12 protein-coding genes are annotated in these 13,981 nt (G+C 70.2%); 8 read left to right on the forward strand and 4 right to left on the reverse strand.

The genetic code is table 11. The features are described from left to right. Positions 1–41: 41 nt before the first annotated feature. Entirely contained in the window at positions 42–923 is an 882-nt protein-coding gene (locus tag AC3RX1_RS08050; protein WP_491500709.1) for a CAP domain-containing protein, read from the reverse strand. Positions 924–932: 9 nt separating this feature from the next. After that, positions 933–2,282, reverse strand: a complete 1,350-nt coding sequence (locus AC3RX1_RS08055) for an MFS transporter (protein ID WP_491500710.1) — start codon at positions 2,280–2,282, stop codon at positions 933–935. Positions 2,283–2,570: 288 nt separating this feature from the next. On the opposite strand from AC3RX1_RS08055, the gene AC3RX1_RS08060 reads away from it, so the two are divergent. The 5 genes from AC3RX1_RS08060 (at position 2,571) to ndk (ending at position 9,334) form a co-directional block, all read left to right on the forward strand. Continuing rightward, positions 2,571–3,410: an endonuclease domain-containing protein gene (locus AC3RX1_RS08060; protein ID WP_491500711.1), complete on the forward strand. Its 840-nt coding sequence runs from the start codon at positions 2,571–2,573 to the stop codon at positions 3,408–3,410. Positions 3,411–3,779: 369 nt separating this feature from the next. Then, positions 3,780–7,163: an isoleucine--tRNA ligase gene (ileS, locus tag AC3RX1_RS08065; protein WP_491500712.1), complete on the forward strand. Its 3,384-nt coding sequence runs from the start codon at positions 3,780–3,782 to the stop codon at positions 7,161–7,163. Beyond that, positions 7,160–8,512, forward strand: coding sequence for a bifunctional folylpolyglutamate synthase/dihydrofolate synthase (locus tag AC3RX1_RS08070; RefSeq protein ID WP_491500713.1), 1,353 nt, complete (start codon positions 7,160–7,162; stop codon positions 8,510–8,512). The genes ileS and AC3RX1_RS08070 overlap by 4 nt, the downstream gene beginning before the upstream one ends. Next, on the forward strand, positions 8,512–8,916 hold the full coding sequence (locus tag AC3RX1_RS08075) for a DUF4233 domain-containing protein (RefSeq protein ID WP_491500714.1): 405 nt from the start codon (positions 8,512–8,514) through the stop codon (positions 8,914–8,916). Before AC3RX1_RS08070 ends, AC3RX1_RS08075 begins: the two co-directional genes overlap by 1 nt. A 1-nt stretch (position 8,917) precedes the next feature. After that, on the forward strand, positions 8,918–9,334 hold the full coding sequence (gene ndk / locus AC3RX1_RS08080; RefSeq protein WP_491500715.1) for a nucleoside-diphosphate kinase: 417 nt from the start codon (positions 8,918–8,920) through the stop codon (positions 9,332–9,334). Positions 9,335–9,400: 66 nt separating this feature from the next. Here ndk and AC3RX1_RS08085 read toward each other — a convergent pair whose 3' ends face one another. Beyond that, on the reverse strand, positions 9,401–10,033 hold the full coding sequence (locus AC3RX1_RS08085; protein WP_491500716.1) for a vitamin K epoxide reductase family protein: 633 nt from the start codon (positions 10,031–10,033) through the stop codon (positions 9,401–9,403). A gap of 299 nt (positions 10,034–10,332) precedes the next feature. Here AC3RX1_RS08085 and AC3RX1_RS08090 point away from each other — a divergent pair, with 299 nt between their 5' ends. Further along, positions 10,333–12,807: an Rne/Rng family ribonuclease gene (locus AC3RX1_RS08090; RefSeq protein ID WP_491500717.1), complete on the forward strand. Its 2,475-nt coding sequence runs from the start codon at positions 10,333–10,335 to the stop codon at positions 12,805–12,807. 11 nt (positions 12,808–12,818) lie between these two features. Here AC3RX1_RS08090 and AC3RX1_RS08095 read toward each other — a convergent pair whose 3' ends face one another. Beyond that, complete coding sequence (locus AC3RX1_RS08095; protein WP_491500718.1) at positions 12,819–13,085, reverse strand: DUF4031 domain-containing protein; 267 nt, start codon at positions 13,083–13,085, stop codon at positions 12,819–12,821. 235 nt (positions 13,086–13,320) lie between these two features. Between AC3RX1_RS08095 and rplU the strand changes: the two genes are divergently transcribed. After that, entirely contained in the window at positions 13,321–13,629 is a 309-nt protein-coding gene (rplU, locus tag AC3RX1_RS08100) for a 50S ribosomal protein L21 (protein ID WP_491500719.1), read from the forward strand. A 20-nt stretch (positions 13,630–13,649) separates the two neighbouring features. After that, positions 13,650–13,907, forward strand: coding sequence for a 50S ribosomal protein L27 (rpmA, locus tag AC3RX1_RS08105; RefSeq protein WP_491500720.1), 258 nt, complete (start codon positions 13,650–13,652; stop codon positions 13,905–13,907). The last annotated feature ends 74 nt before the right edge of the window (positions 13,908–13,981 follow it).

Raw genomic sequence — 13,981 nt, forward strand, 5'->3', positions numbered from 1 at the left:
CGACGGGAGTTCCGCGCCGCCGCTCGGTCGTGGCGGGCGCGTCAGGTGCGGCGGCGTCGAAGCACCCCGACGGCGACGGCAGCCGCGGCGAGCACCGCGGTCGCGACGCCCAACGGCAGCGCGACAGGAGTGGCGGCGGAGGTCTGCTCCAGGGCCACGGCGGCGGGCGTCGCCGTGACGGATGCGTCGGGTGCGGCCGCGACCTTCGCGGCCGGCGTGGATCTCGCCGACGGGGTCGCGGTGCTGCGCGCGGGGGTCGCCGAAGCGCGGGGCGCGGCCGGGGCGGGTGCCGCCTTCACCGCGTGCGACTGAACCTGCGCCGGCGCGGGCTTCGGCTTGGCCGGCTTCGCCTGCGCGGGAGTGGCCGCCTTCGGCTTCGCGGGCGCGACCTTCTTCGGCGTCGGCTTGGCGGGCGCCTTCTTCGGCGCCGGTGCCTTCGCCTTCGCCGTAACCGGATACTTCGCGAACACCTCCACGCTCCACGTCGTCCCGCTGGCGACGATGAACGCGACGCCGACATGCGTGTAATCGCCGAGGATGTTGGCGCGGTGTCCGGCCGAGTTCATCCACGCCGTCTCCACCTGCTGCGGCGAGCGCTGCCCCATCGCGACGTTCTCGCCGAGCGCGCGCCATCCCGACGGCACCTGTCCGGCGAGGTTCGGATTGTGCGACATCCGTCCTGCCGACGCCATATGGCGCGCCCAGCTGGCGGCGACGGCGTCGAGCGACCCGCTGCGCGACAGCGCCGTGAGGCCGTGTGCGGCGCGGTCCCGGTTCACGAGCGACGCGAGCGTGCCGCTGTCCGAGGCGAACGCGGGGGTCGCCGCCCCGAACAGTGCGAGGGTGACGGCGACGACGATCGCGACGAGCGCGGCCGTACGACGGGGAGAAGGGCGCCGAGGAGCCACGTCGATCGTCGGCATGTGGGGGTCCTATCCGATGGGGGCGGTGCGGGACTCCGCGTCTGGGGAACGCGGCTGCACTCCATCATGCCCGATCAGACGCGATTTCCGCCATGCCGCGCCGGCGGCGACGAGAGTGATCGCCGACATCGCGGCGAGGATCACGCCGGGATGCCACCACGCGTATCCCGTCGCCTCGCCGAGGGCGACGGTGACCAGCGGCACGAATCCGCTCACGGTGGCGGCGATCGCATAGGCGACCGACAGCGCGGAATACCGGAAGTGGTCGGGGAACAGGTCGTTCATGAGTCCGCCGAGAGCTGCCCACGACATCGTGGGCAGGATGCCGCCGACGATCATCGTGCCGACGAGGATCGGGAACGTGGCGTACTGCAGCATCCAGTACATCGGGAACGTGATGAGGAGCGTGCCGAGGGCGCCCCAGAGCACGACGCGCGCCGACCCGACGCGATTCGCCCAGGCGCCGAACAACGGGATCGTGACGAACTGCACGAGAGCGCCGATCGTCGTCGCCAGCAGCAGGTCGGAGAACGCGAAGCCCAGGTGCTCGGCTCCGTAGTTCATCGTGTACGTGTTCATCAGGGAGTACGAGCCGATGCCGAGGAGGGCCGCCCCGATCGCGACGACGAGGGCCACCGGGCGCTGCGCGAACATCGTCAGCAGCGGCATCCGGTCGCGTCGGCCCTCGGCGACAACCTCGCGGAACACGGGCGTCTCGTCGATCGACCAGCGCAGGTAGAGCGAGACTGCCAGCAGCGGGATCGCGAGCAGGAACGGGATGCGCCAGCCCCACGCCGCGAGGGCCTCCGCCGGCATCGACGCGGCCATGACGAGGAAGACCGCCGCCGAGAGGGTGGACCCGACGGGGGAGCCGAGCTGGGGGATCGCGGCGTAGAACGCGCGACGCATCCGTCCGGAATGCTCGGTCGCGAGCAGGATCGAGCCGCCCCACTCGCCGCCGAGCGAGAGCCCCTGCACGACGCGCAGCAGCACGAGCAGCACGGCGCCGAGCCATCCGGCCTGCGCGTACGTCGGCAGAAGGCCGATCAGGCCCGTCGCGACGCCCATGATGCCGACCGTCCACAGCAGAGTCGCGCGCCGCCCCAGCCGGTCGCCCATGTGCCCGAAGATCGCGGCTCCGATGGGGCGGACGACGAACGCCACGGCGATCGTCGCGAACGAGGCGAGGGTCCCGCCGAAATGGCCGAGTGGATCGAAGAACAGCGGTCCGATGAAGTACGCGGAGAAGTAGGCGAAGACGTAGAAGTCGAACGACTCGAGGGACGTGCCGATCATGGAGGCCCAGGCGACACGGGCGGGGGCTGCCGCAGTCGCGGCCGGTGCTGTGGTCACGGGCATCCATCCTGCCACTCTTCGCGCATAGGTGGACGCGGTCCATCTTTGCCTCGCGCGCGAGGAGTCCCGCACGAACGAGAGGCGGAGATCTTGCCGAAGGCGGAGCGATTCCGCCGTTGCGGTCCGCCTTTCGCGAGATCTCCGGACCTGGCGCCGCCCGTCGCCGGCAGGCGCCGCGACCCGGCACGGGGGCGCCTCCACGAATGCCTCACGCGCGGCCTGGGACGCACGCGATCCACAGATCGACCGGCGGGGCCCCGAGCCACGTGTGCGCTCCGGCACTCTCGGTCCATGACCAAACGAAGCGGAAGCGTCGCCCACGCGGTGCGACGGGCCGGCGGGATCGCACGGACCAACCTGCTCGTCCGGCAGGGCTTCTCATCGCACGACATCGCCGATGCCGTCGCAGCGGGGCTTCTGCGACGGGAGCGGCGGGTCTGGGTCGCGGTGCCCGACGCAGATGCACAGCTGGTCTTCGCCGCGCGGGCCGGGGTCGTCCTGTCATGCATCACGCTCGCGCGTCGCCTCGGCCTCTGGGTGCTTGATCCGTCGGTCGTGCACGTCGCCTGCGACCCGCATGCCAGCAAGATCAGGGCAGCCGGCGCCGTCGTGCATCGTCACATTCCGCTCATCGCTCGGCCGCCCGGTGTGCTCATCGACGGTGTTGTGAACCTGCTCCAGGCGGTCGCCGCGTGCCAGCCGTACGAATCGGCGCTCGCCGTCTGGGACAGCGCCCTGAACAGGCGACTCATCGACCACGAGCAGCTCGTCCGCCTCCCCTTCCGGGGCCGCGCGCGCGAGCTTGCCGCCCAGGCCAGTCCGTTCCGCGACTCCGGACTCGAGTCGTTCGTCGTTCCACGCCTGCGGTGGCTCAAACTGCCGATCCGGTCGCAGACCTGGTTGTTCGGGCACCGGGTGGACCTCCTCATCGGCGCGCGGCTTGTGCTGCAGATCGACGGTGGACATCACGTCGACGCGCAGCGGGCGGCCGACGTCGCGCACGACTTTGAGCTCATGCTGCGCGGATATCACGTGATCCGCGTGACCTACGACCAGGTGGTGAACCACTGGCCGGACGTACAGGAGCGCATTCTCCGCGCCATCGCCCAGGGCCTCCACCGCGCTGCATGAGATGCGGCGGGGTCGCGAGACCTTACGGGATGCGGGGATCTCGCGAAAGACGGAGGATTCGGCGGAATCCGCTCCGTCTTCGGCGAGATCTCCGCCTTTCGTACCCGGTCCCGGCGCGGATGGGTGCGGTGCGCCGTGCTCGCGTAGAATGGGTGGACAGGCATCGATCCGGACATCACCGGGGAGCCCTCGGAAGAACGGCACCTCCCACAGGCGGATGCCCAGTAGAACCGAGCGGGGCAGGCCCGTCACAGCCGCAGTGAGAGGGGAGCGCACGCCGCGGGCGTGGGCTCACGCAGGGTGGTACCGCGGTCCGGCTCCGAGCCAGGGTCGTCCCGGCGCAGAAGATCCGACACCTGCGAGACGCCCATGACCTACCCCCGCGAATCAGCCTTCGGTCCCGCCGCGGACGCCGGCCTCGTGCCCAGCCCGCGCTTCCCCGACATCGAGCGCGAGACGCTCGCGTTCTGGGAGCGCGACGACACGTTCCGCGCATCCATCGCCCAGCGCGCCGACGCCGACGAGTGGGTCTTCTACGACGGCCCCCCGTTCGCGAACGGCCTGCCGCACTACGGTCACCTGCTCACCGGCTACGCGAAGGACGTGTTCCCGCGCTTCCAGACGATGCGCGGCAAGAAGGTCGATCGCGTCTTCGGCTGGGACACCCACGGTCTTCCCGCCGAGCTCGAGGCAATGAAGCAGCTCGGCATCACCGAGAAGGACGAGATCGAGCGGATGGGCATCGCCACCTTCAACGAGAAGGCGCGCGCCTCCGTGCTGGAGTACACCCGCGAATGGCAGGACTACGTCACCCGCCAGGCGCGGTGGGTCGACTTCGAGCGCGGCTACAAGACTCTCGACACGTCGTTCATGGAGTCGGTGCTGTGGGCCTTCAAGACCCTGTACGACAAGGGCCTCGCGTATGAGGGCTACCGTGTGCTGCCGTACTGCTGGCGCGACGAGACGCCCCTCTCGAACCACGAGCTGCGCATGGACGACGACGTCTACAAGATGCGCCAGGACCCCTCGGTCACCGTGTCCTTCCCGCTCACCGGAGAGAAGGCCGCGTCGCTCGGTCTTTCCGGCGTGCGGGCACTGGCCTGGACGACGACGCCGTGGACGCTCCCGACCAACGCGGCGCTCGCCGTCGGCCCCGACATCGACTACGTCGTCGTGCCGGCCGGCCCCGAGGGCGCCCGCGACGCCCGCGACCGCCACCTGCTGGCCGCAGCGCTCGCCGGCGGTTACGCGAAGGACCTCGGCTACTCCTCGCCCGACGACCTGCACGCGGCTGTCGAGAAGACGCTCCGCGGCGCCGAGCTGGCCGGCATCACATACGAGCCGCTGTTCGACTACTACAGCGACGTCGAGACGTACGGCATGCAGAACGCGTGGCAGATCCTCGTCGACGACTACGTCACCACCGGCGACGGCACGGGCATCGTCCACCAGGCGCCGGCATACGGCGAAGACGACCAGCGGGTGACCGAGGCCGCCGGCATCCCGGTGATCATCAGCCTCGACGACGGCGGACGCTTCCTTCCCCAGGTCACGGATGTCGCCGGCGAACTCTGGATGGATGCGAACCGCCCGCTCATCCGCCTCCTGCAGGCGAACGGCCGGCTGCTGCGCGAGCAGAGCTACGAGCACTCGTACCCGCACTGCTGGCGCTGCCGCAACCCCCTCATCTACCGCGCGGTGTCGAGCTGGTTCGTGCGGGTGACCGCGTTCAAGGACCGGATGCTCGCGAACAACGAGCAGATCACGTGGGTTCCCGAGAACGTCAAGCACGGCCAGTTCGGCAAGTGGCTCGAGGGTGCGCGCGACTGGTCGGTCAGCCGCAACCGCTACTGGGGCTCGCCGATCCCGGTGTGGCGCAGCGACGACCCCGCGCACCCTCGCATGGACGTGTACGGGTCGCTGGAGGAGCTCGAGCGCGACTTCGGCACACTGCCGCGCAACCCGGAGGGGGAGGTCGATCTGCATCGTCCGTACATCGACGAGCTCACCCGGCCCAACCCCGACGACCCGACGGGCCGGTCGACGATGCGCCGCATCGAGGACGTCTTCGACGTCTGGTTCGACTCGGGTTCGATGCCGTACGCGCAGGTGCACTACCCGTTCGAGAACCAGGAATGGTTCGACACGCACTCTCCGGCGGACTTCATCGTCGAGTACATCGGCCAGACCCGGGGCTGGTTCTACCTCATGCACGTGCTGTCGACGGCGCTGTTCGACCGCCCGGCGTTCACGGGCGTGAGCTGCCACGGCATCGTGCTCGGCAGCGACGGGCAGAAGATGTCGAAGTCGCTGCGCAACTATCCCGACGTGAGCGAGGTGTTCGACCGCGACGGATCCGACGCGATGCGCTGGTTCCTCATGTCGAGCTCGGTGCTGCGCGGCGGCAACCTCATCGTGACCGAGGAGGGAATCCGCGCCGGAGTCCGCGAGTTCCTGCTTCCGCTGTGGAACGCCTGGTACTTCTTCGCGACATACGCGAATGCGTCGGACGGCTACACCGCGCGGTGGCGCACCGACTCGACGGATCCGCTCGACCGGTACATCCTGTCGCTGACCGGCACGCTCGTCGCGGAGGTCGCCGGCGACCTCGAGGGTCTCGACTCGACGACCGCGACCGAGCGGCTGCGCGACTTCGGCGAGGCGCTCACGAACTGGTACATCCGCCGATCGCGCGATCGATTCTGGGTGGGGGTGGATGCTGCCGACCCGCGCTCGACCGAGGCGTTCGACACGCTCTACACGGTGCTCGAAACGCTCTGCCGGGTGGCCGCGCCGCTCATCCCGCTCGTGTCGGAGCGGGTGTGGCAGGGCCTCACCGGGGAGCGCAGCGTGCACCTCGCTGACTGGCCGCATGCGGCATCCTTCCCCGACGCGACACAGATCCGCACGGCGATGGACGCCGTCCGTGAGGTGTCGTCGGTGGCCAACGCCCTGCGCAAGAAGGAGGGCAAGCGCGTGCGCCTGCCGCTCGCGAAGCTCTCGGTCGTGATCCCGGAGGCGGACGCGCTCGCCCCGTACGACGACATCCTCCGCGACGAGCTCAACGTCAAGGCCGTGGAGCTGCTGCCCCTCGGCGAGTCGACGGCGTCCGAATACGGGATCACCCACCGTCTGTCGGTGAACGCGCGTGCCGCCGGCCCCCGCCTGGGCAAGCAGGTGCAGCACGTGATCCGTGCCGCGAAGGAGGGCGACTGGTCGGAGGACTCCGGCGTCGTCACCGCCGGCGGGATCGCCCTGGAGCCGGCCGAGTACGAGCTCGTGCTCGAGACCGCCGGACGCCCCGAGGGAGAGGCGCTCGCGCTCCTGCCCGGCGGAGGGTTCGTGCTGCTGGAGACCGCCACGACGCCCGAGCTCGAGGCGGAGGGCCTGGCCCGCGACGTCATCCGCGCCGTGCAGGACACGCGCAAGGCCGCCGGCTTCGAGGTCAGCGACCGCATCCGTCTGCAGCTCCTGTTCGCCGATGCGGCGGACGGGGATGCCGTGGCGGCGGCGTTCGATGTCGCGGGAGTCGCCGACGAGACGCTGGCGGTCGCGCACGACCTGAAGGTGATCGGCCGGGACGTGCAGCTGGCCGAGGACCTCGCCGAGCAGCCCGACAGCTGGTCGGGTGAGACGCTCGCCGGCTTCGCCTTCGAGCGCACACCGCAGCATGTCGCGTCGTTCGCCGCCCGCGCGTTCGCCAACACCGGCCCGTTCTGGGTCGCCGTCACGAAGGTCGAGGCATCCGCATGAGCGATGACCGGGAGCGCGCCGACGCCGTCTACGCCGAGCTGCTGAAGCGGCAGGGGGAGCGGTGGGTGCAGCCGCGCGTCGAGCGCACGCGGCGAGTGCTCGAGCTGCTCGATGACCCGCAGCGCACGTATCGGGTCGTGCACATCACGGGCACGAACGGCAAGACCTCGACCGCCCGGATGATCGAGAGTCTCGTGCGCGCCCACGGGCTGCGCACGGGACTGTTCACGAGCCCGCACCTCGAACGCTTCACCGAGCGGATCATGATCGACGGGGAGCCGGCCGACGACGGCGCCGTCGCCGACGCCTGGGACGAGATCGCCCCGTTCATCGACATCGTCGACGCCGAGCTGCAGGCGCACGGCGACGCGGCGCTCACGTTCTTCGAGATCCTCACAGTGCTGGCGTTCGTTGTCGCCGCCGACGCGCCCGTCGACGTCCTCGTGCTCGAGGTGGGCATGGGCGGCTCGTGGGACTCGACGAACACCGCCGACGGCGACGTCGCGGTGTTCGCACCGATCGACATGGACCACGCCGACCGCCTCGGCGACACGATCGAGGAGATCGCGACCGTCAAGGCGGGCATCATCAAGGACGGCGCCGCGGTGGTCTCGGCGCGTCAGCGGCCGGAGGCCGAGCGTGTGCTGCGCGCTGCGGCCGAAGCGCATGGAGCGACGATCGCGTTCGAGGGGGAGCAGTTCGCGCTCGTCGAGCAGCGGCTCGCCGTCGGCGGGCAACAGATCACGGTGCGCGGCCTCGGCGGGACGTACGCGGAGGAGTACCTGCCCCTGTACGGCGCCCACCAGGGGTTCAACGCGGCGCTCGCGATCGCGGCCGTCGAGTCGCTCATCGGCGAGGCGACGCATCCGATTCCCGGCGGCATCGTCGCCGAGGGACTCGCGGAGGCGACCTCCCCGGGACGCCTCCAGCTGGTCGGCACGGCACCGACGGTGCTCGTCGACGCGGCGCACAACCCGCACGGCGCGCATGCGCTCGTGGCGGCGCTGCGCGAGTCGTTCGACTTCGACGAGTGGGGGGTGGTGTTCGGCGTGTTCGCCGACAAGGATGCCGCCGGAATCGTGGCAGAGCTCGCGCAGGTCGCGACCCACGTGTTCGCGACGGCGCCGGAGTCGGAGCGGGCGCTGGATGCGGATGCCGTGGCCGACCTGGTCGAGGCCGCCGGCATCCCGGTCACCGTCCACCCCGACCTCCCCGACGCCGCGGACGCGGCGCGCGAGTGGGCGTCGGAGTCCGATCGCCGCGCGGTCGTGATCGCCGGCTCGATCGTGCTCGCGGGTCAGGCGATCACCATCGCCGCCGCCGAGGGATGGAAGGAGGCGTCGAGCTGATGAGTCACACGTCTCCCCGCGAGCGGCGCCGGCGCGGCGCCGCCGAGTCGCTCGGCCAGATCGTGCTGGTGTTCGAGTCGGTCATCGTGTTCCTGGCCGGCCTCGCGGTGTTCGGTCTCAAGGCGCTTCCGGCGTCGATCCCGGACTGGTGGGGGATCGTCGGCGGAGCCGCGATGGCGGTCGTGATGATCGCCACGGCCGGGCTGCTGCGGCACCGCTGGGCGATCGTCCTGGGCTGGGCCCTGCAGGTGATCGTCGCGCTGGCGGGGTTCCTGGTGCCGGGGATCCTCGTCGTCGCCGTGGTTTTCGGCGGCATGTGGGCGTATGCGACCATCAAGGGGGCGTCTTTGGACCGGCGCAATGCCCGGCTGGCGCGCGAAGCAGAACCTGCGAATGGAGAATGACATGGCCACCGAAGAGACCCTCGTCCTCGTCAAGCCCGACGGCGTCGCGCGCGGCCTGACCGGCACGATCCTCGCCCGGATCGAGGCCAAGGGGTATTCGCTCGTCGATCTGCGCCTCGTCGAGCCCGACCGCGAGCGCCTCGAGCGCCACTACGCGGAGCACGCGGGCAAGCCGTTCTACGAGCCGCTCGTCGAATTCATGATGTCGGGCCCGTCGGTCGCCATCCGCCTCGCGGGGGAGCGCGTCATCGAGGGCTTCCGCTCGCTCGCCGGCACGACAGACCCGACGACCGCGGCGCCCGGGACGATTCGCGGCGACCTCGGCCGTGACTGGGGCCTGGCGGTGCAGCAGAACCTCGTGCACGGCTCCGACAGCCCCGAATCCGCTGCGCGCGAGCTCGCGATCTGGTTCCGCTGATCCTCAGCTGTCCATGGCACAACGGCCCGGTCTCCGCAGGGATACCGGGCCGTTCTGCGGTCGAGGTCAGGCCCAGCCGAGCTGGATCTGGATCGTGTGCCACACGTTCGGCACGGCGTTCAGCTCGACCTGTGCGAGCAGCACGACCACGCCGTAGCTGACGATCGTCATGAGCGGCACCCACGACATGAGGGCGCCCGCGCGGCGCCGCGCACCGGCCGAGGGGATGCCGAGACCCGAGCGGAACAGGTGAAGGGTCACGACGTAGAACGTGGGGATCGTGACCGCCCAGGTGACCATGCACCAGGGGCACAGCGTGTGCAGCACGAAGATGCTCGTGAAGATGAACCAGCACACGAGGCAGAACGCGAACGTGATGCCGGCCCAGAACAGCGCCCAGAACCACCGCGCGAACCGCGCTCCCGCGAGGATCGCAACCCCCACCACGATCGGCGCCATCCATCCCGTGACGCCGAGGATCGGATTGGGGAAGCCGAAGACGCTGCCCTGCGCCGCGTCGAGGTTCTTGCCGCACTGCACCAGCACGCTGAAGTCGCAGCTGGCCTTCGACCCCGGGTTCTCGAGCAGGGAGAACTTCTCCACGATGAGCTGGAATGCCGCCCACCAGCCGATCACCCCGGCGACGATCAGCCAGATGGCGAGGCCCGTCGGGCGCGTGTGCGTCTGAGTCTGCGACATGGCTCGGATTATGGCATCACCCGCTATGGCGCCGCCGCCATGCGACCCGGCACGGCACGGGGACCGGCCCGCTTTCGCGCATTCCGTGCGGAGGGTGCGATAATGGTCACGGATGCGTCACGGCCGCGCCGTGAGCCGCTCCACCGAAGACTTCGGGCGATGACCGCCCTCGCAGCACGCGCCGTGAGCCGGCTGCAGACCGAGAGAGTTCGCGGTCCCGTCCCGCACCGACATGGAGCGGGCGGCACCGCACGAGAAGTGCCGGGTGACGCGCGGTGTCACCCGCGAGGAGTACACCGGTGACGGTCGATGAGAGCAACGAGTCCCTTGCCAATGAGACGGAATCGGATGCGACGCCCGCTGCGGCGTCGCCCGTGAACCCGGAGCCGCATGCGGCCGACGAGGCCGCCGTCGAGATCGAGGAGACGGTGCGGTCCCAGGCCGAAGCCGAGGCCGCCGGGACCGCTCACCTGTCGCAAATCGACCTGTCCGGCGATCAGGATGGTCGATCTGCGACAGGTGAAGAGTCCACAATGGCGGAGTCCGGCGACGCTGGGGCCATGGATGGCGCGGAGGGCGAACCCGGCGCCGCCGGCGTGTCGGAGGGGGAGTCCGAGAGCGCCCAGGCGCCCGAGGGGGAGCCCGAGAGCGCCCAGGCGCCCGAGGGGAAGCCCGACGCCGCCGAGTCCGAGGTCGCTGACCAGTCAGCGTCGGAGGGGCTCGACGACTCCGGTGCGCAGGAGGAGCCCGCCGCGCCGACCGCGGTCAGCCTGGGCCTGCTGCCCGAGGTGTTCGTGTCGTCGGTCAGCACGGACCTGCACTTCTATGCGCCCGAGATCGCGCTGCTGCCGCCGCTCCCGGCCGAGCCGGAAGCGGCCCCTGCGCAGGAGGGCGGCTCGCCGCGCCGGCGCAACCGCCGCCGCGGCGGGGGAGAGGGTGATGAGTCGCAGCCTCGCGAGCGTGTGGCGGAGGTCATCACCGAGCCGCAGCGCATCAAGGGGTCGACACGGCTCGAGGCCAAGAAGCAGCGCCGCCGCGACGGCCGCGAGGCGGGTCGCCGGCGGCCGGTCGTCACCGAGGCCGAGTTCCTCGCCCGTCGGGAGTCCGTCGATCGCGAGATGATCGTCCGTTCCAAGAACGGGCGCATCCAGATCGGCGTGCTCGAAGACAAGGTCCTCGCCGAGCACTACGTCGCACGCAGCCAGGACGCATCCCTCATCGGCAACGTCTACCTCGGCCGTGTGCAGAACGTGCTGCCGAGCATGGAGGCCGCGTTCGTCGACATCGGCCGTGGGCGCAATGCCGTGCTGTACTCCGGCGAGGTCGACTGGGACGGCGTCGAGACCGGCAACCAGCCCCGCCGCATCGAGCTCGCCCTGAAGTCCGGCGACCGCGTCCTCGTGCAGGTGACCAAGGACCCGGTCGGCCACAAGGGCGCGCGCCTGACGAGCCAGATCTCCCTGCCGGGCCGCTACCTCGTGTACGTCCCCGGCGGCGCCATGAACGGCATCTCGCGCAAGCTGCCCGACACCGAGCGCGCGCGTCTCAAGCGCATCCTCAAGGAGGTGCTGCCCGAGTCGTCGGGCGTCATCGTGCGCACCGCCGCGGAGGGCGCGACCGAGGAGCAGCTGACCCGCGACGTGCAGCGGCTCACCACGCAGTGGGAGCACATCAACAAGCTCGTGGAGACGAGCCAGCCGCCCATGCTCCTGCACTCGGAGCCCGACCTGCTCGTGAAGATTGTCCGGGACGTCTTCAACGAGGACTTCTCGCGCATGCTCATCCAGGGCGAAGACGCGCAGCGGACGATCGAGGGGTACCTCCAGGCGGTCGCGCCCGATCTGCTCGAGCGCGTCGAGCGCTACGAGGGCGACCGGGATCCGTTCGACGAGTTCCGCATCACGGAGCAGATCGAGAAGGCCCTCGACCGCAAGGTCTGGCTGCCGTCGGGCGGATCGCTCGTGATCGACCGCACCGAGGCGATGACGGTGATCGACGTCAACACGGGCAAGTTCGTCGGCACCGGCGGCAACCTCGAAGAGACCGTCACGAAGAACAACCTCGAGGCGGCCGAGGAGATCGTCCGTCAACTGCGGCTGCGCGATATCGGCGGCATCATCGTGGTCGACTTCATCGACATGGTGCTCGAGTCGAACCGCGACCTCGTGCTGCGGCGCCTCGTGGAGTGCCTCAGCCGTGACCGCACGAAGCACCAGGTCGCCGAGGTCACCTCGCTCGGCCTCGTGCAGATGACCCGCAAGAAGATCGGCCTCGGCCTCGTCGAGACGTTCAGCGAGCCATGCGAGGTGTGTGCCGGCCGGGGCATCATCGTGCACCACGATCCGGTCGTGAAGCACCGCACGGCATCCGGCAACGGCAACGGCAATCGCCGCCAGCGCCCCGCTGTGCCGACCACGACTCCCGCCGGGGGCACGCACGTCATCACCGAGGGCGCGAAGTCGGCGCTCGCGCAGATCGCGGCATCCACTCTCCACCAGCCCGAGAGCGAAGCGGCGCCGGCTCCGGCCGAGACGCCCGCCGAGCCAGACCAGCCGGCGCCCGAGCGCAAGAAGCGCAAGAAGCGCAAGGACAAGGCCGCGCGCTCCGCGCAGGAGCCGCGCACCGAGCGCGACCTGCTGCTCGACTCCGTGCTGAACGCCCTGCCCGAGCCGAAGGCGCCGGGCCAGGGGCGGGCGCGGCGACGGGTGACGACGGCGGCGCTCAGCGGCACCCCGGTCTCGACGGGCCAGAGCGGCGCCGACGCGGCGGAGTGACCGGCGGCGGATCAGCGCCGATCGCGCGCCTTGATCCTCAGGCCGGAGGCGATCAGCCGGCGCACGAGCTCGTGACCGCTCACGTGCTCGGCGCCGGCGGCCACGAGCCGGGCGTGGGCCTCTTCGGGTACGTCGTAGTGGTCCAGATCGAAGGCGCGGCGCGGGATGGCGTTCGCGTGCGCGAAGGCGTGTAGCTCGTCGAACGACGTGTCGGTGACCAGGTGCGCCCACAGGCGCCCGTGTGCCGGCCAGAGCGGGTCGTCGATCAGGATCGCCACATGCTCGATCCTAGGTGGCGACACGCAGGAGGGTCCTTTTGCCAGCATCCGCTGCATCCGGTAAAGTAGATCCTCGGTGCGTCCCGTCGCGCCATCGTGATGGTGTGCGTCGACCGGCCCTTCGCCCGGGTCGCCCGCACCATGACCTCGACTTTCCCAAGAGCGCAGCCTCGCAAGAGAGCAGAGTCTCGCAAGACAATCGGAGCCGTGCGCTCCCAGACGAAACAGGTGTGAAGTGGTTTACGCAGTTGTGCGCGCCGGCGGCCGGCAGGAGAAGGTGGAGGTCGGCACGATCGTCGTCCTCGACCGCCAGCAGGCGAAGGTCGGCGAGACGCTCGAGCTGCCCGCCGTCCTCCTGGTCGACGGCGACGCCGTGACCAGCGACGCCGCGAAGCTCGCGAAGGTCACGGTGACGGCGGAGGTCCTCGGCGAGGAGCGCGGCCCGAAGATCGTGATCCAGAAGTTCAAGAACAAGACCGGTTACAAGAAGCGCCAGGGGCACCGTCAGGACCTCACGCGCGTCAAGGTCACCGGAATCAAGTAGGGCCAGAGGGAGACCCAGAGATGGCACACAAGAAGGGCGCAAGCTCCACCCGCAACGGCCGCGATTCCAACGCCCAGCGACTCGGCGTCAAGCGCTTCGGCGGCCAGGTCGTCAGCGCCGGCGAGATCATCGTCCGGCAGCGCGGCACGCACTTCCACCCCGGCGTGAACGTCGGACGTGGTGGCGACGACACGCTGTTCGCACTCTCGGCGGGCGCCGTCGAGTTCGGCAGCAAGGGCGGCCGCAAGGTCGTCAACATCGTCGCGGCCGCGGAGTGATGCGGGTTCGTACGCGATAGTTCTCGTGAGGGGCGGGCTTCGGCCCGCCCCTCACTTCATCTCACCGACAGAAT

The organism is Microbacterium altimontanum, assembly GCF_058349865.2.

What these genes read in the sequence shown, in the direction of transcription:
- AC3RX1_RS08050 (WP_491500709.1), bottom strand. Translation starts at nt 923, where the DNA reads ATGCCGACGATCGACGTGGCTCCTCGGCGCCCTTCTCCCCGTCGTACG.
- AC3RX1_RS08055 (WP_491500710.1), bottom strand. Translation starts at nt 2,282, where the DNA reads ATGCCCGTGACCACAGCACCGGCCGCGACTGCGGCAGCCCCCGCCCGT.
- AC3RX1_RS08060 (WP_491500711.1), top strand. Translation starts at nt 2,571, where the DNA reads ATGACCAAACGAAGCGGAAGCGTCGCCCACGCGGTGCGACGGGCCGGC.
- ileS (WP_491500712.1), top strand. Translation starts at nt 3,780, where the DNA reads ATGACCTACCCCCGCGAATCAGCCTTCGGTCCCGCCGCGGACGCCGGC.
- AC3RX1_RS08070 (WP_491500713.1), top strand. Translation starts at nt 7,160, where the DNA reads ATGAGCGATGACCGGGAGCGCGCCGACGCCGTCTACGCCGAGCTGCTG.
- AC3RX1_RS08075 (WP_491500714.1), top strand. Translation starts at nt 8,512, where the DNA reads ATGAGTCACACGTCTCCCCGCGAGCGGCGCCGGCGCGGCGCCGCCGAG.
- ndk (WP_491500715.1), top strand. Translation starts at nt 8,918, where the DNA reads ATGGCCACCGAAGAGACCCTCGTCCTCGTCAAGCCCGACGGCGTCGCG.
- AC3RX1_RS08085 (WP_491500716.1), bottom strand. Translation starts at nt 10,033, where the DNA reads ATGTCGCAGACTCAGACGCACACGCGCCCGACGGGCCTCGCCATCTGG.
- rpmA (WP_491500720.1), top strand. Translation starts at nt 13,650, where the DNA reads ATGGCACACAAGAAGGGCGCAAGCTCCACCCGCAACGGCCGCGATTCC.